The organism is Rahnella inusitata, from assembly GCF_003263515.1.
Classification (GTDB): Bacteria; Pseudomonadota; Gammaproteobacteria; order Enterobacterales; family Enterobacteriaceae; genus Rahnella; species Rahnella inusitata.
On sequence record NZ_JYDE01000010.1, the window covers coordinates 53,802 to 75,699 of the forward strand.

Annotated in this window: 18 protein-coding genes; 10 read left to right on the plus strand and 8 right to left on the minus strand. The window is 54.3% G+C overall.

Features of this window, described 5'->3' with window-relative positions; all coding sequences use genetic code 11:
- Positions 1 to 232 precede the first annotated feature (232 nt).
- From TU92_RS06180 to TU92_RS06220, 9 genes are all read left to right on the plus strand, one after another.
- Complete coding sequence (locus tag TU92_RS06180) at positions 233 to 895, plus strand: OmpA family lipoprotein (protein ID WP_112165343.1); 663 nt, start codon at positions 233 to 235, stop codon at positions 893 to 895.
- A gap of 101 nt (positions 896 to 996) precedes the next feature.
- A complete protein-coding gene (locus TU92_RS06185) occupies positions 997 to 2,007 on the plus strand; it encodes a LacI family DNA-binding transcriptional regulator (protein WP_112165346.1) in 1,011 nt (336 codons plus the stop codon).
- A 137-nt stretch (positions 2,008 to 2,144) separates the two neighbouring features.
- Positions 2,145 to 4,268 carry an alpha-galactosidase gene (locus tag TU92_RS06190; RefSeq protein WP_112165348.1) on the plus strand — a complete coding sequence of 708 codons (2,124 nt, stop codon included), beginning with the start codon at positions 2,145 to 2,147 and terminating at the stop codon, positions 4,266 to 4,268.
- An 82-nt stretch (positions 4,269 to 4,350) separates the two neighbouring features.
- Positions 4,351 to 5,637, plus strand: a complete 1,287-nt coding sequence (locus TU92_RS06195; protein ID WP_112165350.1) for an MFS transporter — start codon at positions 4,351 to 4,353, stop codon at positions 5,635 to 5,637.
- A gap of 67 nt (positions 5,638 to 5,704) precedes the next feature.
- Entirely contained in the window at positions 5,705 to 6,739 is a 1,035-nt protein-coding gene (locus tag TU92_RS06200) for a LacI family DNA-binding transcriptional regulator (RefSeq protein ID WP_112165352.1), read from the plus strand.
- Between the two features lie 214 nt (positions 6,740 to 6,953).
- A complete protein-coding gene (locus tag TU92_RS06205; RefSeq protein WP_112165354.1) occupies positions 6,954 to 7,703 on the plus strand; it encodes a sugar phosphate isomerase/epimerase family protein in 750 nt (249 codons plus the stop codon).
- 54 nt (positions 7,704 to 7,757) lie between these two features.
- Complete coding sequence (locus TU92_RS06210; protein ID WP_112165356.1) at positions 7,758 to 9,050, plus strand: MFS transporter; 1,293 nt, start codon at positions 7,758 to 7,760, stop codon at positions 9,048 to 9,050.
- Complete coding sequence (gene ghrB, locus TU92_RS06215; RefSeq protein ID WP_112165358.1) at positions 9,050 to 10,027, plus strand: glyoxylate/hydroxypyruvate reductase GhrB; 978 nt, start codon at positions 9,050 to 9,052, stop codon at positions 10,025 to 10,027. Before TU92_RS06210 ends, ghrB begins: the two co-directional genes overlap by 1 nt.
- Positions 10,028 to 10,169: 142 nt before the next feature.
- A complete protein-coding gene (locus tag TU92_RS06220; protein ID WP_112165360.1) occupies positions 10,170 to 11,423 on the plus strand; it encodes a valine--pyruvate transaminase in 1,254 nt (417 codons plus the stop codon).
- 92 nt (positions 11,424 to 11,515) lie between these two features.
- Here the strand turns inward: TU92_RS06220 and ibpB are convergent, their stop codons facing one another.
- Together ibpB and ibpA are read right to left on the minus strand one after the other, a co-directional pair.
- The gene (ibpB, locus tag TU92_RS06225; protein WP_112165362.1) at positions 11,516 to 11,950 is read right to left on the minus strand and encodes a small heat shock chaperone IbpB; all 435 of its coding nucleotides are present in this window, start codon (positions 11,948 to 11,950) and stop codon (positions 11,516 to 11,518) included.
- Between the two features lie 144 nt (positions 11,951 to 12,094).
- Positions 12,095 to 12,505: a small heat shock chaperone IbpA gene (gene ibpA, locus TU92_RS06230; RefSeq protein WP_112165364.1), complete on the minus strand. Its 411-nt coding sequence runs from the start codon at positions 12,503 to 12,505 to the stop codon at positions 12,095 to 12,097.
- A gap of 400 nt (positions 12,506 to 12,905) precedes the next feature.
- Here ibpA and TU92_RS06235 point away from each other — a divergent pair, with 400 nt between their 5' ends.
- A complete protein-coding gene (locus TU92_RS06235; RefSeq protein WP_112165366.1) occupies positions 12,906 to 13,283 on the plus strand; it encodes a YceK/YidQ family lipoprotein in 378 nt (125 codons plus the stop codon).
- Between the two features lie 59 nt (positions 13,284 to 13,342).
- Here the strand turns inward: TU92_RS06235 and TU92_RS06240 are convergent, their stop codons facing one another.
- The 6 genes from TU92_RS06240 to dnaA form a co-directional block, all read right to left on the minus strand.
- Entirely contained in the window at positions 13,343 to 14,605 is a 1,263-nt protein-coding gene (locus TU92_RS06240; RefSeq protein WP_112165368.1) for a YidR family protein, read from the minus strand.
- A gap of 28 nt (positions 14,606 to 14,633) precedes the next feature.
- A complete protein-coding gene (gene yidA, locus TU92_RS06245; protein WP_112165370.1) occupies positions 14,634 to 15,449 on the minus strand; it encodes a sugar-phosphatase in 816 nt (271 codons plus the stop codon).
- A 146-nt stretch (positions 15,450 to 15,595) separates the two neighbouring features.
- A complete protein-coding gene (gene gyrB, locus TU92_RS06250; RefSeq protein ID WP_112165372.1) occupies positions 15,596 to 18,010 on the minus strand; it encodes a DNA topoisomerase (ATP-hydrolyzing) subunit B in 2,415 nt (804 codons plus the stop codon).
- Between the two features lie 19 nt (positions 18,011 to 18,029).
- Positions 18,030 to 19,118 carry a DNA replication/repair protein RecF gene (gene recF / locus TU92_RS06255; RefSeq protein ID WP_112165374.1) on the minus strand — a complete coding sequence of 363 codons (1,089 nt, stop codon included), beginning with the start codon at positions 19,116 to 19,118 and terminating at the stop codon, positions 18,030 to 18,032.
- A gap of 9 nt (positions 19,119 to 19,127) precedes the next feature.
- Positions 19,128 to 20,228, minus strand: a complete 1,101-nt coding sequence (gene dnaN, locus TU92_RS06260; protein WP_112165376.1) for a DNA polymerase III subunit beta — start codon at positions 20,226 to 20,228, stop codon at positions 19,128 to 19,130.
- Positions 20,229 to 20,232: 4 nt separating this feature from the next.
- Positions 20,233 to 21,624, minus strand: coding sequence for a chromosomal replication initiator protein DnaA (gene dnaA / locus TU92_RS06265; RefSeq protein WP_112165378.1), 1,392 nt, complete (start codon positions 21,622 to 21,624; stop codon positions 20,233 to 20,235).
- Between the last annotated feature and the right edge of the window lie 274 nt (positions 21,625 to 21,898).

Here is a 21,898-nt window from a genome sequence, read left to right on the forward strand (position 1 = left end):
CTTCTGAGATCCGTAAAAAGACAAAAACGGATAACCGGAATTCTCCTACTGCTAAACTCCACGAAATTACGCATAAATGGCGCCAGATCGCCGCAGGGCTGATATCTGCTCGTTGCAATTGTTTATGTTTTGTCACCTTTTTCTGTGCAACTTACCGGAAAGCGTGCAGTCATAATGGAGCAGTCAGGTTCTGAAAAAAGAACATAAAGAAAACATCCAGAAAGGAAATAAGATGAACAAAAGACTTCTTGTGGTTGCTGGCGTGCTTTGCGTCACGATGGGCCTGTCAGCCTGTACCACCAACCCGTACACCGGCGAATCAGAAGCAGGTAAATCCGGCATTGGCGCGGGTCTGGGCGCCGCCTTAGGTGCGGGCGTTGGGATGCTTTCTTCATCCAAACACGATCGCGGCAAAGGCGCACTGATTGGTGCCGCTGCAGGCGCTGCGCTGGGTGGCGGTGCGGGTTATTACATGGATGTGCAGGAAGCTAAGCTGCGCGACAAAATGAAAGGCACGGGTGTCAGCGTTACCCGTCAGGGCGATAACATCGTGCTGAACATGCCGAATAACGTCACCTTCGACACCAACAGCAGCACGCTGAAACCGGCGGGCGCAAACACGCTGACCGGCGTGGCGATGGTACTGAAAGAGTATCCTAAAACTGCCGTGAACGTCGTCGGTTACACCGACAGCACCGGTACCCGTGCGCTCAACATGAAGCTGTCACAGCAACGTGCTGACGGTGTCGGCAGCGCGCTGATCACTCAGGGCGTCGACGGCAGCCGCGTACGCACCACCGGCGCAGGCCCGGATAATCCGATCGCCAGCAACAGCACCGAAGCGGGTAAAGCGCAGAACCGCCGCGTTGAGATTACCCTCAGCCCGTTGCAGTAAAACCGCTGAAATACAAAATATGAACGGAGCCGCGAGGCTCCGTTTTGCGTTTATGTTATCCTCCGGCAACCGCTTCTCTCACCTGCGCAACGGATGCCAGTATGTCTCTGAAAGCTATCGCCAAAGATCTCGGTCTCTCTGTGACCACCGTCAGCCGTGCGCTGAACGGTTATGATGACGTTTCAGCGGACACCAAAGCGCGGGTGCAGGCGGCAGCGGATGTACGCGGTTACCGGCCCAATACCCTCGCCCGCCGTCTGAAGATGGGTAAGATCGACGCTGTTGGCCTTATTTTCCCCTTCACTTCCCATCCGTTAAGCAATTCTGCGTTTGTCGAAATGGTCGGCTGTATCACCCGCGAACTGGCAAAACATGAGATCGATCTGCTGCTGGTGCCGGATGAGCTGGGAACCTTTTCGTGGCGACGGCTCATCGAAAGCAAACGCGTAGACGCCATGCTGGTGGCACACACGCTGAATGACGATCCGCGCCTGCTGGATTTGCAGCAACGCAATTTTCCCTTTCTGGCGCTAGGCCGCAGCACCTGCCTGACTCAGGATTATGCGTGGTTCGATTTCGATAACCGTGCTGGTATGCAAATGGCGGTCGATCATCTCGCGGGGCTTGGCCATCAGCGCATTGCGTTCCTCGGCGAAAACAATCAGCAATCTTTTATCAGCCAGCGTCGTCAGGGATATCTCGACGGGCTGATGGCCAATAAACTGCCACTAAATCCGCAATACGTGAATAAAGTCAGCCCGAGCCGCCGCGCTGGTTATCAGGCGACACAGGCGTTGCTGGCATTGCCGCAGCCACCCACCGCCATTGTCTGCGACTGCAATATGCACGGCGAAGGCGCGGCGCTGGCGTTGTACGAAGCCGGATTGTTGCTCAGTGGCGCGGTCTCGCTGATTATCTACGATGGTTTACCCTCTGACAGCCTGCCCGACGTGGCCGTCACCGCTATTCGTCAGGGCACCCGCGAAGCGGTCGGACTGCAAATCGCCGAGATGACGATGGCGTTGATCCGCAACGAACCGATGAGCCAGTTGCAGGTTCTCTGGCAGCCGGAATTGCAGGCGGGCGTTACCGCACATCCACCGAAGTTATAAATTCCCCTCAGACTATTTTTCCACCCTATATCACAAATTTGCATCTTCGCATTTCCCATCCGAAACGTTTCGGATCAATAGTTACTCCACCAGATAGCGTTTTATCGCTGCAAATTACCTTGTGGAGTCGTGACACTATGGAAAACCAGATCGTCCATTTAACCAGCGAACACACCAGCCTGATCGTGCGCTGTACGCCGTTCGCTGAAATCCTGTACTGGGGAAAGCGTCTGAGCCAGTTTTCAGCCGATGACGTAATTTCCCTTGCCCGCGCGGTACCCAATGGCCGCCTGGACGTGGAAGCTCCGCTAAATTTCAGCGCTGACACCGGACGCGGGTCTTTCGGTACACCGGGTGTTGAAGGCCATCGTGACGGTCTGGACTGGTCGCCGGTGTTCGACACCGTAGATGTCCGCCATCAGGGAAACCAGCTGACGATCACTACCGAGGATGCGATCGCCGGCCTGCAATTTCGCAGCGAACTGCGCCTCGATGACAGCGGTGTGTTGCAAACCCGCAATGCCCTGACCAATCTCAAATCCGGCACTTATCAGCTCACGCGCCTTGCCGTGACGCTGCCGCTGCCAGAACGCGCCGCCGAAGTGATGGCGTTTCATGGCCGCTGGATCAAAGAGTTCCAGCCGCACCGCACGCAGCTCGATCACGGCGGCATCATTCAGGAAAACCGTCGCGGCAAAACCTCCTCCGAATATTTCCCGGCGATGATGATCGGTCATCAGGGCTTTAGCGAAGAACAGGGCGAAGTCTGGGGGATCCACCTGGGCTGGAGCGGTAACCACCGTCTGCGTGCTGACATCAAAATCGACGGTCGCCGTCTGGTGCAGGCCGAAGCGCTGTATCTTCCGGGTGAGCAGCGCCTCGAACAGGGCGAAACGCTGGAGACACCGTGGCTGTACGCCAGCTATTCCGCCCAAGGGCTGAACCGCATGAGCCAGCAGTTCCACCGCTTCGTGCGCGAAGAAATTTTGCATTTCCCGACACAGAAACCGCGTCCTGTGCATCTCAACACATGGGAAGGGATTTATTTCGATCACGATCCCGACTACATCATGCAGATGGCGACGGAATCGGCTGCTTTAGGCGTTGAACGCTTCATTATCGACGACGGCTGGTTCCGTGGCCGCGACCACGACCGCGCGGCGCTTGGCGACTGGTATCTCGATGAGAAGAAATACCCGAAAGGGCTGAAACCGGTGATCGACCACGTCAAAAATCTCGGCATGGAATTTGGTATCTGGGTCGAACCGGAAATGATTAATCCGGATTCGGATTTGTATCGCGCCCACCCGGACTGGCTGCTGGCGCTGCAGGGTTATCAGCAACCCAGCGGCCGTCATCAGTTCGTGCTCGATCTGAACAATCCGCAGGTCTTTGATTATCTGGTGGAACGCATGAGCTGGCTGCTCAGCGAGCACGACGTTGATTATGTTAAATGGGACATGAACCGCGAAATCGTCCAGCCAGGACATGAAGGCCGGGCGGCGCTGACGGCGCAAACGCAGCAGTTTTACCGCCTGCTCGACGTGCTGGGCGAACGCTTCCCGCAGATTGAATTCGAATCCTGCGCCTCCGGCGGCGGCCGCATCGATTATGAAGTACTGAAACGCAGCCACCGCTTCTGGACGTCGGACAACAATGACGCACTGGAGCGGCAGAAAATTCAGCGCGGAATGAGCTATTTCTTCCCGCCGGAAGTGATGGGTTCGCACATCGGCAATAAGCTGTGCCATGCCACCTCACGCCAGCACAGTATTGAATTTCGCGGCCTCACGGCGCTGTTCGGACACATGGGCATTGAGCTCGATCCGGTGAAAGAAGGCGAGGAGGAGCGCGCCGGCTTCGCGAAATACACCCGTCTGCACCAGCAGTTGCGGCCATTGCTGCACAGCGGCGACGTCTATCGGGTCGATAGCAGCGATGACGCGATGCTGATCAACGGCGTGGTCAGCCAGAGCGGCGATCGCGCGGTATTTCTGGTGAGTCAGCTGGCGATGCCAACCTGGTCATTACCGGGAACGCTGCGGGTGCCGGGGCTGCAAGCCGATGCACGTTATCGCGTGACGGTGCTGGACGAACCGGCGCTGCTGGCCGGTGGCGGCAGCGGCCACACCATGCGGGTACAACCGGCGTGGCTGCACGACGCGCCGGTGCTGAGCGGAGAATGGCTGGCGAACGCCGGGCTGACGCTGCCGGTACTGGATCCGGAAAGTGCCCTGCTGCTCGGTTTTGAACGGGTGTAATCCGGAAAGTTGAAGAACACATAAACATAAAAAACGCCGGCGCTTCGGTGCCGGTTTTGATGGTTTCGGCAAGGAAATCACTATGAACCCTACACAAACTGGCGATCGTTGCTTCTATAAAAAAAATGCGAACTTCTGGATATTTGGCAGCTATTTCTTCCTCTATTTCTTCATTATGGCGACCTGTTATCCGTTTTTACCCATCTGGCTGTCTGACGTTATCGGCCTGAGCAAAACGGAAACCGGCATCGTGTTCTCCAGCATGTCGCTGTTCGCTATCCTGTTTCAGCCGTTCTTCGGCATTATTTCTGACAAACTTGGCCTGAAGAAACACCTGTTGTGGATCATCGCCGTACTGCTGTTCCTCTTCGCGCCATTCTTTATTTACGTGTTCGCACCGCTGCTGAAAATCAATATTGTGCTCGGCGCCATTCTCGGCGGCGCGTACATCGGCTTCGTCTTCGCGGGCGGTTCCGGCGCGACCGAGGCGTATATCGAAAGGGTCAGCCGCAACAGCGCCTTCGAATACGGCAAGGCGCGAATGTTCGGCTGTTTCGGCTGGGGGATTTGCGCGTCAACGGCGGGGATACTGTTTAACATTAACCCGGACATCGTGTTCTGGATGGGATCCGGCGCAGCGGTCATTCTGATGGTTTTGCTGCTGATTTCCCGTCCGCAGGAAAATAAAAATGCGCAGGTACTGGATAAACTTGGCGCCAATCAGTCACAATTCTCGCTGAAAACCGCGGCTTTATTGCTGAAAGAACGCAAACTGTGGATGCTGATTTTGTACGTGGTGGGCGTCGCCTGCGTTTACGATGTTTTCGATCAGCAGTTCGCCACCTTCTTCAAAACGTTTTTCTCCTCACCGCAGCATGGCACCGAAATGTTCGGCTATGTCACCACCGCCGGTGAGCTATGTAACGCGCTGATTATGTTCTGTTCGCCATGGATAATTAACCGTATTGGCGCGAAAAATACGCTGCTGCTGGCCGGTACCATCATGTCGATTCGTATCGTCGGCTCTTCGTTTGCGACCACGGCGGCAGAAGTCATCCTGCTGAAAATGCTTCACGCGCTGGAAGTGCCGTTCCTGCTGGTCGGGGTGTTCAAATACATCACACAGATTTTTGATGTCCGGTTCTCGGCGACCATTTATCTGATCGGCTTTAACTTCGCCAAACAGCTGGCGGCGATTTTCCTTTCCGCCTTTGCAGGCAGTTTGTACGACCGCATCGGGTTCAGCGATACCTACCTGATCCTTGGAGGAATTGCCTTCAGTGTGACCATTATTTCAGCCTTCACGCTGAGCAGCCGTCCGCAGAAACAGACGGTTGCGGCGGCAAGACCGGTGGAAGGATTGCACTGAGTAACGTTTACAGCCTTTCGACACTCTGTGCTAGTCTCCGTGAAATAAGCATGAGGGGAGAAAGGTTGTGAGCAAAAAACAGGAGCCGGGCGCAGCGGGTCGCGCCACGATACGTGACGTTGCCAGTGCAGCAAAAACCGGCAAAACCAGCGTTTCACGTTATCTCAACGGTGAAAAACACCTGCTGTCCGATGATCTCAAGGAGCGCATCGGACGGGCAATCTCCCTGCTGGATTACCAGCCCAGCCAGATGGCGCGCAGCCTGAAAAGCGGTCAGACGCGTCTGGTGGGGCTGATCCTCGCCGATATTACCAATCCCTATTCTGTCGAAGTGATGCGTGGTGTCGAAGCCGCGTGCCGTCAGGAAGGGCTGACGCTGCTGGTGTGTAACACCAACAACGAGCTGGATCAGGAAAAACATTACCTCCAGTTGCTCAGCAGCTATCGCGTGGACGGCATTGTGGTGAACGCCGTCGGAATGCGCGAAGCGGCGATTTCCACGCTGCAACAGGCGAATCTGCCGATGGTGCTGATCGACCGCAAAGTGGCGGATTTCGCCTGCGACGTCATCGCGCTGAATAACGTGGAAGCCACACAGATGATGACCGATCATCTTCTGCAAAATGGTTTTGAAGCACTGCTTTTCGTCACCGAACCGGCCACGGTTAACACCCGACTGGATCGCCTGCGCACCTTTTTGCAGCGCATGCAGCAATCCCCGCAGTGCATCGCCGAACAGGGCGAAATCGAGCTGAGCAACTCGCAAGGGCTGGAAACGCTGCTGCGCGATTTTGTCGCACGCCATCCCGATAAGCATAAAGCGGTGATGTGCGTGAACGGTGCGCTGACGCTTCAGGTCGCGCGCGCCATGCGTCGTCTGGATATGACCTGGGGGCCGGATATCGGTTTGTCAGGCTTCGACGAACTGGTGTGGGCCGATCTCGCGGGCGTTGGGATAACGACCTTTAAACAGCCGACCTACGACATGGGCGTTGCGGCAATTGGCCAATTGGTGATGCGCATTCAGGGCAATACTGAGCCCGTTAAAGACATCGAATTCTCCGGCGAACTGATTGCGCGCGCATCGACCGCCGCCCGCTGATTTCCTTTTTCTTCCCCTTTTATCTCCCGTTCTTCGTGAGCGGGATCATGTTTCTGGCTTTCAGGTCTTTTGATTGGAACCGGTTCCAATTAGGTTGTATAAAGCGAAACAAATTATTAACAAGAACCCGTTTAGCCATTTGTTCCACTAAGATTAGGTCTTCTAAACGGTCGCTGGCACCGCAATTCGGTGCGAATTAACAGGATAGAGAGTCATGCAAAGAGAGATCGTCATCGTTACCGCCGCGTACGGTAACAGTGTAGTGAAAGCCCTCGGCGGGCAGGCAGAACTGCTTTCGATTATCGCCGGTGCAAAAGCTGACGGGGTGGAGATCCGCCGTGAATTATTCTCCGACACAGAGCTGGATGCACTGCCGCAGCTGGCGGAAAAAATTCAACAACACGGGCTGTTTGCCGTCTATTCGGTGCCCTTCGCGCTGTTCATTTCGGGCGGTAAGCTGAATCCGGATGCAGGACAGTATTTTGAAGAAGCACAGATTTTAGGTGCCCGAACGATCAAGTTTTCACTGGGCGAGTTTGAGCCTGGTGCCGATCTGACGCCGCTGAAAGTGCTGCTGGCCTCGCAGCCGGTGAAGCTGGTGGTCGAGAATGACCAGTCGAGCGAATGCGGCATTCTTTCGCGCATCAACGCCTTTATGTTTGCGGCGGAATCACTGCGCCTGCCGCTGACGATGACTTTCGATATGGCGAACTGGCTGTGGGTCGGACAAGATCCGGCCACCGCAGCGGAACGTCTGGCGCGTCACGTCGGGTACGTTCATGTGAAAGCGGCGGAGAAACGCGCCGGAAAATGGCACGCCGTAGCGCTCGATGACAGCGACGGCAGCTGGAAAGCGTTGCTCAAAGCGCTGCCGCAGGATGTACCGCGCGGTATTGAATTTCCGCTCGAGGGTGAAAACCTGACCGCCGTGACGAAGTATTACGTCGACTTATTACGTCTGTAAGTCATGGCAAAAAGAGGTTGTACGTCATTCTGACGAATAATCAGGAGAACCGTTATGAAGCCGTCCAGGATCGCGCCGCGTCGCTGGTGGTACATCATGCCGATCGTATTTATCACATACAGTCTGGCCTATGTTGACCGCTCGAATTTTAGCTTCGCCTCGGCCGCCGGAATTAATGATGATCTCGGTATCACCAAAGGAATGTCGTCCCTTCTGGGCGCGCTGTTTTTCCTGGGTTATTTCTTTTTCCAAATCCCCGGCACCATTTACGCCGAGCGCCGCAGCGTTAAGAAACTGATTTTTTGGTGCTTACTGCTGTGGGGCGGATTTGCGTCACTCACCGGTGTGGTGAACAATATTCCGATGCTGGCGGCGATCCGCTTCGCGCTCGGCGTAGTGGAAGCCGCGGTGATGCCCGCAATGCTGGTGTACATCAGCAACTGGTTTACAAAATCTGAACGCTCCCGCGCTAATACCTTTCTGATACTCGGAAACCCGGTCACCGTGCTGTGGATGTCGGTGCTTTCCGGCTATCTGATCGAATCCTTTGGCTGGCGTGAGATGTTCATCTTTGAAGGGATTCCGGCAGTCATCTGGGCGATCATCTGGTGGTTTACCGTGAAAGATAAGCCGGAACAGGTTGGCTGGATGAGCGAGCAGGAGAAGAAAGCCCTGAGCGACCAGCTGGCAAAAGAGCAGAAAGACATTCAGGCGGTCGGTGGCTATCGCGAAGCTTTCCGCTCACGCAGCGTCGTCTTGCTTTGCCTGCAATATTTCTTCTGGAGTATTGGTGTGTACGGCTTCGTGTTGTGGCTGCCGTCGATTCTGCACGATGGCAAAGAGATGGGTATGGTCGAAGCGGGCTGGCTGTCCTCCGCGCCATATCTGGCCGCCACCATCGCTATGATTGTGGTGTCGTGGGCCTCCGACAAGATGCAAAACCGTAAGCTGTTCGTCTGGCCGCTTTTGTTAATAGGCGCGCTGGCGTTCTTCGGTTCCTGGGCCGCCGGCAGCCACCACTTTTGGTTGTCTTACGGCTTACTGGTGGTTGCCGCTGCCGCAATGTATGCGCCTTACGGGCCGTTCTTCGCCATCATTCCTGAAATGCTACCCAGGAATGTCGCCGGTGGCGCGATGGCCTTGATCAACAGCCTCGGCGCGCTGGGCTCGTTCTTTGGTTCTTGGTTTGTCGGGTATTTGAACGGCAATACCGGCAGCCCTTCCGCCTCCTTTATTTTTATGGCCGTGTCGCTCGTGCTCTCCGCAGGGTTAACTCTGCTGGTGAAACCGCGACAGGCCGCCACAAAATCCGAAGATGTTTCCTTAACTCAGGGGAGTAATAATTGATGAAGCCGTCTATTGTTCTGTACAAAAAACTGCCAGCCGATTTGCATCAACGTCTCGAGCAGCATTTCGCTATCACTGAATTTGATGGCATCACTGACGAAAACCGTCCTGCGGTGTTTGATGCGCTGCAAAACGCCGAAGGGCTGCTGGGATCTGGCGGAAAGATTGATAAAGAGCTGTTTGACCATGCACCGCGCCTGCGTGCGGTTTCCACCATTTCCGTCGGTTACGATAATTTCGACGTGGCCGAACTGACTCGTCGTGAAATCCCGATGATGCACACCCCGACCGCGCTGACCGATACCGTGGCTGATACCGTGATGGCGCTGGTGCTTTCCACTGCGCGTCGCGTGGTGAATGTCGCCGAGCGCGTAAAAGCCGGTGAATGGACCGATAACGTCGGCCCGGACTGGTTCGGCACCGACGTGCATCACAAAACCATGGGCATCGTCGGTATGGGCCGCATTGGTCTGGCACTGGCGCAGCGCGCGCATTTCGGCTTCGACATGCCGATTCTGTATAACGCCCGCAGCCAGCATAAAGAAGCCGAAGAGAAGTTTGGCGCCCGTAAATGCGAGCTGGATGAACTGCTCAAAAAATCTGATTTCGTGTGTATTTTGCTGCCGATGACCGAACAAACGTTCCACCTGATCGGTAAAGACGAACTGGCAAAAATGAAATCCAGTGCGATCCTGATCAGCGCCGGTCGTGGCCCGGTAATCGATGAACCGGCCCTGATCGAGGCTCTGAAAGCCGGTACAATTTATGGCGCAGGCATGGATGTTTTCGAGACTGAACCGCTGCCGAAAAACTCCCCGCTGCTGAGCCTGCCAAACGTGGTTGCGCTGCCGCACATCGGTTCCGCTACGCATGAAACTCGTTACGACATGGCCGCCTGTGCCGTCGATAACCTGATCGCCGCCCTGAAAGGTGACGTGAAAGAGTTCTGCGTGAACCCGGAAGTCCTGAAGAAGTAAGTCACAAAGAACACCCTGCCCTCTCCTTCCCTGCCCGTATTTACGGCGGGGAAGGACATTTCAAAACCCGGTGGTCCGATTGCACTGCTTTGCCGCAGGCGTTATTGTGGGCATCACATTTCGATAACATACAAAGCTTTCTATGACGTTTTCTGCTTTCGGTGACAAATTTACCCGTTTTTCAGGCATCACCCGTCTGATGGGCGACATGAATGACGGTTTACGCACGCCAGGCGCTGTGATGCTCGGCGGCGGCAATCCGGCGCAAATTCCTGAGATGCAGGATTATTTCCAGACGTTGCTCAGCGAAATGCTGGCCGAAGGCAAACTGACGGAAGCCTTGTGTAACTACGACGGCCCACAGGGCAAAGACGTGCTGCGTCACGCGCTGGCCGGAATGTTGCAAAAAGAATTGGGCTGGCAGCTTGATGCGCAAAACATCGCGCTGACCAACGGCAGCCAGAGCGCCTTTTTCTATCTGTTTAACCTGTTCGCCGGACGTCGCGCCGACGGCAGCATGTCCAAAGTCCTGTTCCCGCTGGCACCGGAGTATCTGGGCTATGCCGACGCCGGGTTGGATGAAAATCTGTTTGTCTCCGCCAAACCGAATATCGAATTACTGCCGGAAGGCCAGTTCAAATATCACGTCGATTTTGATCACCTCAATATTACCGAAGACATCGGACTGATTTGCGTTTCACGCCCGACCAACCCGACCGGCAATGTGATTACCGACGAAGAATTGATCCGTCTCGACGCGCTGGCGCAGCAGAAAAATATCCCGCTGCTTATTGATAACGCCTATGGCGTGCCGTTCCCTGGCATCGTATTCACCGATGCGACGCCGCTGTGGAACCCGAATATCATTCTTTGCATGAGCCTGTCGAAACTCGGCCTGCCGGGTTCACGCTGCGGCATTGTCATTGCCGATGAGAAAATCATCAAAGCGATCAGCAACATGAACGGCATTATCAGCCTGTCACCGGGCAGCGTCGGCCCGGCCATCGCGCATGAAATGATTGTGCGAGGCGATTTGCTGCGACTTTCCGAAGAGGTTATCAAACCGTTTTATTATCAGCGCGTGCAGGAAACGATTGCCACGCTGCGCCGTTATCTGCCGGAAGAACGCTGTCTGATCCACAAACCGGAAGGCGCGATATTCCTGTGGCTGTGGTTTAAAGATCTGCCGATCACCACCGAAGTGCTTTACCAGCGTCTGAAACAGCGCGGCGTGCTGATGGTGCCGGGCGATTACTTCTTCCCGGGGCTGGAACATCCGTGGGCGCACACCCACCAGTGTATGCGTATGAACTACGTGCCGGATTCAGAGCAAATCGAACGCGGCGTGAAGATTCTGGCGGAAGAAGTGGAAAAAGCTCACGCGGAAAATCAGTAATCCATTCCGCTTCGTCTGTATCGCCTGTTTTAAAACATAAAAAAACCGGGGCTCATCGCCCCGGTTCTGTTTTCTGCTTAATGCCTGATAACTTACGACGTCTGGTTTTCCAGCGCCGGTTTGTCACTGCCTATCGCGATTTTCTGCGGTTGCAGCGCTTCCGGTACGTCACGCACCAGGCTGATGTGCAGCAGGCCGTTGACGAACTCCGCCGCTGAAACATGCATATGCTCAGCCAGCGTGAAACTCAGGGTAAACGGCTTGATGACGAGCCCCTGATGCAAATACTCAACGTTGGTTTCAGGCTGAGCCGGCGTGCCGCTGACGGTCAAACGCGGGCCTTCCACTTCAATATTCAGATCGCTTTGTTTAAATCCGGCCAGCGCCAGCGAGATGCGATAGTGGTTATCGTCTGACTTCTCGATGTTGTACGGTGGAAATGCCTGGTCGGAACCCTGCATAGAACTGGCCAATTTATCGAAACCAATCCACTGACGCAGTAATGGAGAAATATCGTAATTACGCATGGTGTAACTCCTTCTTTGAAGCGAGATTAACAATCCCGTCAGCCATTTTGGATGTGACGGGGCAGCTCCCTGACGGCGAGCCTAAACTTTTTCATTTTCTGGCTGTCTTCACATAAGGTTTTTAAAATTCAGACAGCCCGTGAATTAGCGAATTTCGATACGCCGCGGTTTGGATGATTCAGGAACGATACGTTCCAGATCGATATACAACAAACCGTTCGCTAAGTTAGCGGCTTTAATTTGAATATGCTCAGCCAGCTGGAATTTGCGTTCGAAATTACGTTCAGCGATACCCTGATATAAATAGGTGCGGTCTGTTTCTGTCGGTGCATGTGCACCTTTGACCACCAGCATGTTGTCATGGGCCGTGATGTCCAGCTCGGATTCAGCAAAACCGGCTACCGCGATCGCAATCCGGTAATGGTTTTCATCCACCAGCTCGACATTATAAGGGGGATATCCGCCGCCCTGATTCTGACCCGATTCGATAAGATTAAATAAACGGTCAAAACCAATAGCAGAACGGTACAGCGGGGATAAATCAAAATTACGCATTACTACTTCTCCTGATATTCAGCGAGTATATTTGTTGAAGACCTTCCCTTGGGACAGGCCAGCGACACATTTGTTTATGAAAGAGGAAATACCCTTCCGGCGTATCTCTTCCTGCGTCGTAAATTAAAAATGGCGACTAAAGAAAAATTTTCAAGTCTGCCACCACAAAAAAAAACGAAATTTTTTTGAGTTTGCCGGAACAGTAAAAGTTTAAAGACAAAGTGCGTGACGGAGAACTGCCCGCGAAGACGGACGGTTTTCAGCAAGATTTCAATTAGTCATTACACTTAATGAGATCGCAGCCACAGAGCTACAGCATGCTTTGTTAAATTTTTTAGTTGAGTGGTATAAGTCGTTTTGACGAAAAAACTCAGCCTGACAGCATAAGATGAGTTCTAACATGAAGAAATTTGTACTAGCGCCGCTGATAACCGGATGCGCATTTTTAGCAACCAGCGGCTGTTCCAGTGTCATGACCCATACCGGTGGCGATACGGGATATTATTCGGGCACACGCTCGGACGTAGAAATGATGAAGAGTGATGACACCAGCTGGGCAATGACACCGCTGTTGTTGCTGGATCTGCCGTTCAGTGCCGTGCTTGATACCGTACTGCTGCCGTATGACTATTTTCGCAGCGGCACAGTGACAGCCAGGGATCGCATCAAGGCCAGCGAAGAACGTAATCTCGCGCTGAGTAACGGCGTCGATATCGACCATGTGCCGCCGATGTCTGCAACCACACATTCGCAGAAATCATCCGCTCACAAAAAATAGCCCGTGCAGACATCAACAAACCGGCCAACGCAGGCCGGTTTCGTTTTTTGTAAGCCGCGCTAGCTGCCTGATGTCACTGCAATCTGCGCAAATTCCCCGCACTGGCGCATAAACGCCACTTTACTGCCATCCGGCGAATACACTACCGCGTCGGCGCAGGGGGCAATCTCCGTTCGGTCGGTCAGCCGGGTCATTTCGCCCGTAGCCACATCAAGGCGCATCACGCTGTTGTCGCACACCAGCGCCAGCGATTCTCCGTCCGGGCTCCAGCTAAAAGCAGATTGAATGCCCGTTGCCGTATGGCTGATTTGCAGCGGCTCGCCGCCATTCGGTGAAACCGTCCACACCTGAACCACGTCCTGCTTGTCTCTCATCAGAAATGCAATCTGTGTACCGTCTGGCGACGTGCGCAGCCAGTGGCGCGGCTGCGTCGCGATGCCTTTTTCGGTGAATGTAATACGTCGCTGTTTCACGCCTGCAGGCGGTGCTGGCAGCGTTTCCGGCGTACCCTGCAACGGTTTTTCGCCTGCACGCAGATAATCTTCATCGCTAGGCGGCAAGTCCACCACGAAGATTTCAGGGTGTTTTTCGCCGTTTGCTGACAACGTATCGCCGATAAACGCCAGCGCCCAACGCTGACGGCGGCCGTCAGGTTTCAGATAGCCTTCGCCGCCAATCCAGCCTTCTTCATACGCACGGTTGATATCGTCACTGCCCGGCGCAGGTGTCGCGGTGGTATCGCTGACCAGCACGCAGAAATGACTGCCATCATATTCACGTGGATGATGTTTTGCCGAAGCCACCGGATAACCGGACAGCGCGATACCGACGTTGCGCAAATCGAGCGCCGGATCTAATTCATGCAAAACGTGGTCGTTATAGGTAAAACTGAGGCGTGAACCGTCCGGGCTGAAGACGTGAACGTGCGTGCCGCCGCGCAGCGCGCCGGATGTGTAGGGTGCGGTGATATCCATCGCATCGAGCGTGACGGCCTCATTGCGTAAAGGATCGGAGACGATAACACCGCGGCGGTGATGGAAATCATATTGCCAGCTGGCATCCGGATTTTCCGGACCGTGAATAAATACGTAACGTCCTGGCTGAACCGGGCTGGCCGTCACCACGCCGACATGTGCGCCTTCGGGAGCGCGGTATAACACCTGAGTTTCGCCGCTTGCGACATTCACCCGCTCAATGTTTGAACCGCTAAAAGAGCCGCCGTGCGGACGCACGTCATACACCAGCCACTGGCTGTCCGGCGTCCAGACGTTAATATTGGTCAGCTGATGCCCGCGGGCATCAGAGGTTAACTGTTTTTCCATGGCCGCGGCGGGCTCCTTTTCATCAGTCTCAGACGTTCAGAACAAATTTCTCCACGGCAAACGCCACGCCGTCCTCGGTGTTGGTTTTGGTGACGAACTGACTGACCGCTTTCACACTGTCGAGCGCGTTGCCCATCGCCACGCCGAGACCGGCGTATTCCAGCATCGCAATGTCGTTTTCCTGATCGCCCAGCGTCATCACGCTCTCGCGTGCAAGACCCAGTTTTTCCACCAGCACTTTCACGCCTTCGCCTTTATTCACGCGCTTATCGAGAATTTCGAGGAAGTATGGCGAGCTTTTCATGATGGTGTAACGCGCTTTAGCGTCGTCAGGCAGCTGGCTGATGGCGCGATCCAGCAGTTCAGGATCATCAATCATCATCACTTTCGGGAAGGTCAGCGTCGGATCCATCTCTTCTGCCGGGCAGAACTGCAACGGGATGCCAGTGGTGAAGGACTCATGCACGGTGTAGCTGCTGACGTGGCGGTTAGCGGTGAACAAATCGGTTTTGGTCAGCGCATGGAAATGTACGCCGAGCTGACGGGAGAGTTGTTCGAAGTAGTGATAATCGTCAATTGTAAGGGCTATTTCGGCGATCACGCTGCCATCTTTAGCGTTATGTACCAGCGCGCCATTATTGGTAATGCAGTAACATCCGTCCTGCTGCAAATCCAGTTCCTGTAAATAACGCTGTACGCCGATAAAAGGACGTCCGGTCGCCAGAACGATCTGCACGCCTTTTGCACGCGCATCGGACAACGCTTTTTTCACGGCAGGCGTCACTTCGTGCTGCGGATTGAGCAACGTCCCGTCCATATCAATTGCAATCAATTCAATAGCCATAGCATCCTCAGAGTTGGAATAATCTTTCTCAATGCTAACGCGATCACAACCCTTAAAGCCAGACAGAATGCGGGCCGCGTCAGACGAAAAAAAAGTCCGAAGCGGTTTCCCGTTTCGGACTTGGTTCTTTATCAGTCAGCGCTCTGTCAGATATCGATATTGGCCGCTTTAAGGGCGTTCTCTTCGATGAAGGCGCGGCGCGGTTCAACCGCATCGCCCATCAGCGTGGTGAACAGCTGGTCCGCCGCGATAGCATCTTTCACCGTCACGCGCAGCATGCGGCGTTGTGTCGGATCCATCGTGGTTTCCCACAATTGCTCAGGGTTCATTTCACCCAGACCTTTATAACGCTGAATCGACAGACCGCGACGTGACTCTTTCACCAGCCATTCCAGCGCCTGCTCGAAGCTGGTCACTGGCTGACGGCGTTCGCCACGTTCGATGTAAGCATCTTCTTCGATAAGGCCGCGCAGTTTTTCACCCAGGGTACAGATTTTGCGGTATTCGCCGCCCTGAATGAAGTCTGCATCGAGATCGTAGTCGGTATCCACACCGTGAGTACGAATGCGCAGGATTGGCTCGAACAGCTGGTGTTCAAGATTTTCGCGCACGATTGCACTGTAGCTGCTGCCGTGCTGCTCTTTCTCGTTCAGACGAGACACCAGCGTTTCAATCCATTCCTTCACTTTCGCTTCGTCGGCAAGTTCAGCACCCGCCAGCGTTGGCTGATAGACCAGATTATTCAGCAGCGCACGCGGATAACGACGTTCCATACGGCCAATCATTTTCTGCACGCTGTGATGTTCAGCCACCAGTTTCTCCAGCGGTTCGCCCGCCAGTGCTGGTGCATGGGCGTTGGCGTGTAACGTTGCCCCGTCCATCGCGATAGAGATTTGATACTGATCCATCGCTTCATCATCTTTAATGTACTGTTCCTGTTTGCCTTTTTTCACTTTGTACAGCGGAGGCTGCGCGATAAACACGTGGCCACGCTCTACAATTTCAGGCATCTGACGGTAGAAGAATGTCAGTAACAGGGTACGGATGTGCGAACCATCGACGTCGGCATCGGTCATGATGATGATGCTGTGATAACGCAGTTTATCCGGGTTGTATTCGTCACGGCCGATACCGCAACCGAGCGCGGTAATCAGCGTCGCCACTTCCTGAGAAGAGAGCATTTTGTCGAAGCGCGCTTTCTCAACGTTGAGGATTTTCCCTTTCAACGGCAGAATCGCCTGGTTCTTACGGTTACGGCCTTGTTTTGCAGAGCCGCCCGCTGAGTCCCCTTCCACTAAGTACAGTTCGGAATGTGCCGGGTCGCGTTCCTGACAGTCAGCCAGTTTGCCTGGCAGACCGGCCAGATCGAGCGCGCCTTTACGACGGGTCATTTCACGTGCTTTACGCGCGGCTTCACGCGCACGGGCTGCATCGATGATTTTACCGACAACGATTTTCGCGTCGGCCGGGTTTTCCATCAGATAATCAACCAGCTTCTCGTTCATCAGAGACTCAACGGCGGTCTTCACTTCGGAAGAAACCAGTTTGTCTTTGGTCTGAGAGGAGAACTTAGGATCCGGCACTTTTACCGAAACCACGGCGATCAGGCCTTCACGGGCATCATCACCGGTGGCGCTGATTTTGGATTTCTTGCTGTAGCCTTCTTTATCCATATACGCGTTAAGCGTACGGGTCATCGCAGAACGGAAGCCTACCAGATGGGTGCCGCCGTCGCGCTGAGGGATATTGTTGGTAAAGCAGTAAATATTTTCCTGGAAACCATCATTCCACTGCAACGCCACTTCCACACCGATATCGTCTTTCACGGTGGAGAAATAGAACACGGTTGGGTGGATTGGTGTTTTGTTTTTGTTCAGGTATTCCACGAAAGCTTTGATACCGCCTTCATAATGGAAGTGATCGTTCTTGCCATCGCGTTTGTCGAGTAGGCGGATCGCCACACCAGAGTTCAGGAATGACAGCTCACGCAGGCGTTTCGCCAGAATGTCATACTCGAATTCTGTTTGATTGGTGAAGGTGGCGTAGCTTGGCCAGAAGCGCACGGTCGTACCGGTCGCCTCGGTATCACCAACCACTTTCAGCGGATCCTGCGGCTCACCGTGGACGTAAGTCTGGGTGTGCACTTTGCCTTCACGGCGGATAACCAGCTCCAGTTTTTCCGACAGGGCGTTAACGACGGAAACACCCACGCCATGCAGACCGCCGGAGACTTTGTACGAGTTATCGTCAAATTTACCGCCGGCATGAAGTACGGTCATGATGACCTGAGCAGCAGAAACGCCCTCTTCTTCGTGAATGCCGGTAGGAATACCACGACCATCATCCTGTACGGAAACAGAGTTATCCGCATGGATCGTGACCTGAATCTCTTTACAGTGGCCCGCGAGGGCTTCGTCGATAGCGTTGTCCACAACCTCGAATACCATGTGGTGCAGACCAGTGCCGTCATCGGTATCGCCGATATACATGCCGGGGCGCTTACGCACCGCGTCCAGCCCTTTTAATACCTTGATACTTGAGGAGTCATAAGAATTCGACATCAACGTTTCTCGCTCATTTTTAGTCCTGTGATAGAACGGCTATTTTACCTTGTTCCACGCGGAACATCTTGCCCTTTTCACCCATCATATCGGTCACTTGCTCAGCGCTTATCGCACTGACAAAAACCTGTGCCTGGGTGGCTTTCAGGCGATCGGCCAGCAACCGACGTCGGTCGGCGTCCAGCTCGGAGGCAAAATCGTCAAGAAGATACAGGCAACGCCGCCCGCTCTGTCGGGTGAGAAACTCACCCTGCGCTAACCGGAGCGCGCACATCAGCAATTTCAGCTGCCCACGGGACAGCAAATCTTCCACCGGCGTGCCGTCGGCACGAATGCGGAAATCCGCTTTATGCGGACCTGATGCGGTATAGGTTAAGGCTCTGTCGCGCTCAAAGTTACGCTCCAGCAACTCGCCGTACTCAGTTTCCTTGTCCCATCCACGCTGGAAAGAAAAACTGAGGTCGAATTCAGGCAGGAATTGCGCGCAGGTCGCGCTGATATCAGCCGCGATCGCTTCGCTGTACGCTGCCCGCCATTCGCTAATGCGCTCGGCTAACGGGATCAATTCCTGATCCCAGGCACGAATTTGCGCATAACGACTCACCTGGCGCAGCGCGGCGTTGCGCTGCTTGAGTAACCGTCGCAGGTTGCTCCAGGCGATAAAAAAACCGGGGTCGTGATGGAAACAACCCCAGTCGATAAACGCCCGCCGGTACTTCGGCCCGCCATTGAGCAGGGTGAAGCCTTCGGGGGTGATAAGTTGCATCGGCAACATCTGCGCCAGTTCGGACACTTTGTGGCCGTCACTGCCGTCGATGCGCACTTTACTGTCGCCCTGACGGCTTTTGCTCAGGCCGATCGACACTTCGCGATCGCCGCCGTCATCCACGCGGGCGTGAAGAACGAACTCCGGTTGGTCGTGACGGATCACGCGCCCTGCCTGCAAACTGCGAAAAGCACGGCCGTGCCCGAGCGTATACACCGCCTCGAGCACGCTCGTTTTACCGCTGCCATTGGGACCGACGAGAAAGTTAAAACCGGGCGACGGGTCTAAATCCGCCGCCTCAATGTTGCGGAAATCTTTTATCAGTAAGCGCGTTAAGGCCATTAATTCAGATCAAAGCCTCATCGGCATGACGACATAGGCCGCCGACTGGCTGGCGGCATCTTCGATCTGCACGCTGGACACAGAGTCGGTCAGCAGCAGATTCACGTCTTCGCACTTGAGCGCATTAAGCACATCCAGTACATAACTGACGTTGAAGCCGATTTCCATTTCGGTGCCTTCGTAGCCGACGTCCAGAATCTCTTCTGCTTCTTCCTGCTCCGGGTTATTGGCGGTGATTTTCAGCTGGTTATGGCTGACATACAAACGCACACCACGGAATTTTTCGTTGGACAGGATAGCTGCACGGGCGAAGGCCTGTTTCAGCAAATCACACCCGGCTTGCAGCGTTTTGTCGGGATTCTTCGGCAATACGCGGCGATAGTCAGGGAAACGGCCATCAACGAGTTTGGAGGTAAAGATAAAGTCGCCGACATGAGCACGAATATTGTTGCTGCCGATTTGCAGCTGCAACGTCGTGTCACCGCCGTCAAGCAGACGCACCAGCTCCATCACGCCTTTACGAGGCACGATCACCGAATGCGACGGCAGTGACTGGCCGATTGGCATGGAACATACCGCCAGGCGGTGGCCGTCAGTGGCGACAGTACGCAGTTCTTCACCTTCGGTTTCGAACAGCATGCCGTTTAAGTAATAACGAACGTCCTGATGCGCCATCGAGAACTGCGTGGCTTCGATCAGACGTTTCAACGTGGCCTGCGGCAGGGTGAATTCCACCTCGCTTTGCCAGTCGTCGAGATTAGGGAAATCTGTTGCTGGCAGGGTCGACAGCGAGAAACGGCTGCGGCCTGAGCGTACCAGCATGCGGTCACCGTCGAGAGCGACGGAAATTTCCGCGCCTTCAGGCAATCCACGGCAGATATCAAAAAATTTACGCGCCGGTACCGTCGTGGCACCCGCTTCATGGGTCTGGGACAGCGCGACTTTCGCCACCATCTCCATTTCCAAATCCGTCCCGGTCAGCGACAACGCGCCATCCGTCACCTGTAATAACAGGTTACCCAGAATAGGCAACGTCGGTCGTCCACCCAGCGGGCTACTGACCTGTTGCAGTGGTTTCAGCAAATGCTCACGTTCAACAATAAATTTCATAGCGCTAGGAAGATAATGTTCTGATTAAGTTGGAGAAATCTTCTTTGATGTCGTGACTTTCTTCACGCAACTGCTCGATTTTACGGCAGGCGTGCAACACCGTGGTATGGTCCCGACCACCGAACGCATCGCCGATTTCTGGCAGGCTGTGGTTGGTCAGCTCTTTCGCCAGCGCCATCGCCATCTGGCGTGGGCGGGCTACCGAACGGGAACGCCGTTTGGAAAGCAGGTCAGCGACCTTGATTTTATAATATTCGGCCACTGTTTTCTGAATATTATCGATAGTGACCAGCTTCTCCTGAAGCGCTAATAAATCTCGCAGCGCTTCACGAACGAAGTCGATGGTGATCGCGCGCCCGGTAAAGTTGGCGTTGGCAATCACGCGGTTCAGTGCGCCTTCAAGCTCACGCACATTGGAACGCAGACGTTTAGCAATAAAGAAGGCCACTTCCCCCGGCAGACGGATATCGTTCTCGTCGGCCTTTTTCATCAGGATCGCCACGCGGGTTTCTAATTCAGGTGGCTCGATCGCCACCGTAAGGCCCCAGCCGAAACGGGATTTCAGACGATCTTCAACACCATTGATCTCTTTCGGATAACGATCCGAGGTCAGAATGATCTGCTGATTACCTTCCAGCAAAGCATTGAAGGTGTGGAAGAACTCTTCCTGTGAACGTTCTTTATTCGCAAAGAATTGAATGTCATCGATAAGCAACGCATCGACGGAGCGATAGTAGCGTTTGAATTCTTCGATGGCATTGTTTTGCAGCGCTTTGACCATGTCCTGAACAAAGCGCTCGGAATGCATGTACACCACTTTCGCATTGGCTTTACGCGCCATGATGCCGTTGCCGACCGCGTGCAATAAGTGGGTTTTACCGAGACCGGTGCCGCCATAAAGGAAAAGCGGGTTGTACGCGCCGCCCGGATTATCTGCCACCTGACGCGCCGCCGCGCGGGCCAGTTGGTTAGACTTACCTTCAACGAAGTTATCGAATGTGTGTTTCGGATTCACGTTAGAACGGTAAGACAGCTCAGGTTGTACCGGCGAGCTGTCCCAGCTTGGACGAGAAGGCGCGAGGCGCGGGATCGCCGGTGCTGACTGCGAACTGACGCTGGCCGCAACAGGCTGGCTGACGCGCTGAATTAACGGTTTGCTGCCCACTTCAAAGCGCAGCAGCGGCGCGTTTGCACCGCAAAAATCATTGAGCAAACCATTAATGTTATTGAGATATTTGTCGCGAACCCAATCCAGGACGAAACGATTCGGGGCGTAAAGCGCCAGCGTATTGTCGTTGAGTTCCGCCTGTAGGGGGCGTATCCACATACTGAATTCTGTGGCAGGTAGTTCATCCTGCAAACGGGCAAGACATTGCTGCCAAAGCGAAAGTGACACGGCGGACTCCACTCGAACAAGATCAAAAAAAGAAAAGGATCAGGATATTTTTTAAATCATGATTTTTGACACACGTCCCGCCCGGTGAATGGGGGAAATTTCTTTCGCCACCCTGTCAGCGGCATAAAGTCACGTGCGAACCGCTTTTTGCGGTTTTTGTCGACAGCATCCCGGCTGGGATCACGATCGGAATGGCGGATCATAACGCAATCCGACACAGAGATCCTCCCCTTACTGACAGTTTAGATCCTTTTTATCCACAGGCAGCCATCGG

Coding starts and splice junctions, on each gene's coding strand:
- recF (WP_112165374.1), bottom strand. CDS start 19,118: ATGGCCTTAACGCGCTTACTGATAAAAGATTTCCGCAACATTGAGGCG.
- TU92_RS06235 (WP_112165366.1), top strand. CDS start 12,906: ATGAAGAAATTTGTACTAGCGCCGCTGATAACCGGATGCGCATTTTTA.
- TU92_RS06195 (WP_112165350.1), top strand. CDS start 4,351: ATGAACCCTACACAAACTGGCGATCGTTGCTTCTATAAAAAAAATGCG.
- TU92_RS06190 (WP_112165348.1), top strand. CDS start 2,145: ATGGAAAACCAGATCGTCCATTTAACCAGCGAACACACCAGCCTGATC.
- ghrB (WP_112165358.1), top strand. CDS start 9,050: ATGAAGCCGTCTATTGTTCTGTACAAAAAACTGCCAGCCGATTTGCAT.
- TU92_RS06220 (WP_112165360.1), top strand. CDS start 10,170: ATGACGTTTTCTGCTTTCGGTGACAAATTTACCCGTTTTTCAGGCATC.
- TU92_RS06210 (WP_112165356.1), top strand. CDS start 7,758: ATGAAGCCGTCCAGGATCGCGCCGCGTCGCTGGTGGTACATCATGCCG.
- TU92_RS06205 (WP_112165354.1), top strand. CDS start 6,954: ATGCAAAGAGAGATCGTCATCGTTACCGCCGCGTACGGTAACAGTGTA.
- ibpB (WP_112165362.1), bottom strand. CDS start 11,950: ATGCGTAATTACGATATTTCTCCATTACTGCGTCAGTGGATTGGTTTC.
- yidA (WP_112165370.1), bottom strand. CDS start 15,449: ATGGCTATTGAATTGATTGCAATTGATATGGACGGGACGTTGCTCAAT.
- ibpA (WP_112165364.1), bottom strand. CDS start 12,505: ATGCGTAATTTTGATTTATCCCCGCTGTACCGTTCTGCTATTGGTTTT.
- dnaN (WP_112165376.1), bottom strand. CDS start 20,228: ATGAAATTTATTGTTGAACGTGAGCATTTGCTGAAACCACTGCAACAG.
- gyrB (WP_112165372.1), bottom strand. CDS start 18,010: ATGTCGAATTCTTATGACTCCTCAAGTATCAAGGTATTAAAAGGGCTG.
- TU92_RS06185 (WP_112165346.1), top strand. CDS start 997: ATGTCTCTGAAAGCTATCGCCAAAGATCTCGGTCTCTCTGTGACCACC.
- TU92_RS06180 (WP_112165343.1), top strand. CDS start 233: ATGAACAAAAGACTTCTTGTGGTTGCTGGCGTGCTTTGCGTCACGATG.
- TU92_RS06240 (WP_112165368.1), bottom strand. CDS start 14,605: ATGGAAAAACAGTTAACCTCTGATGCCCGCGGGCATCAGCTGACCAAT.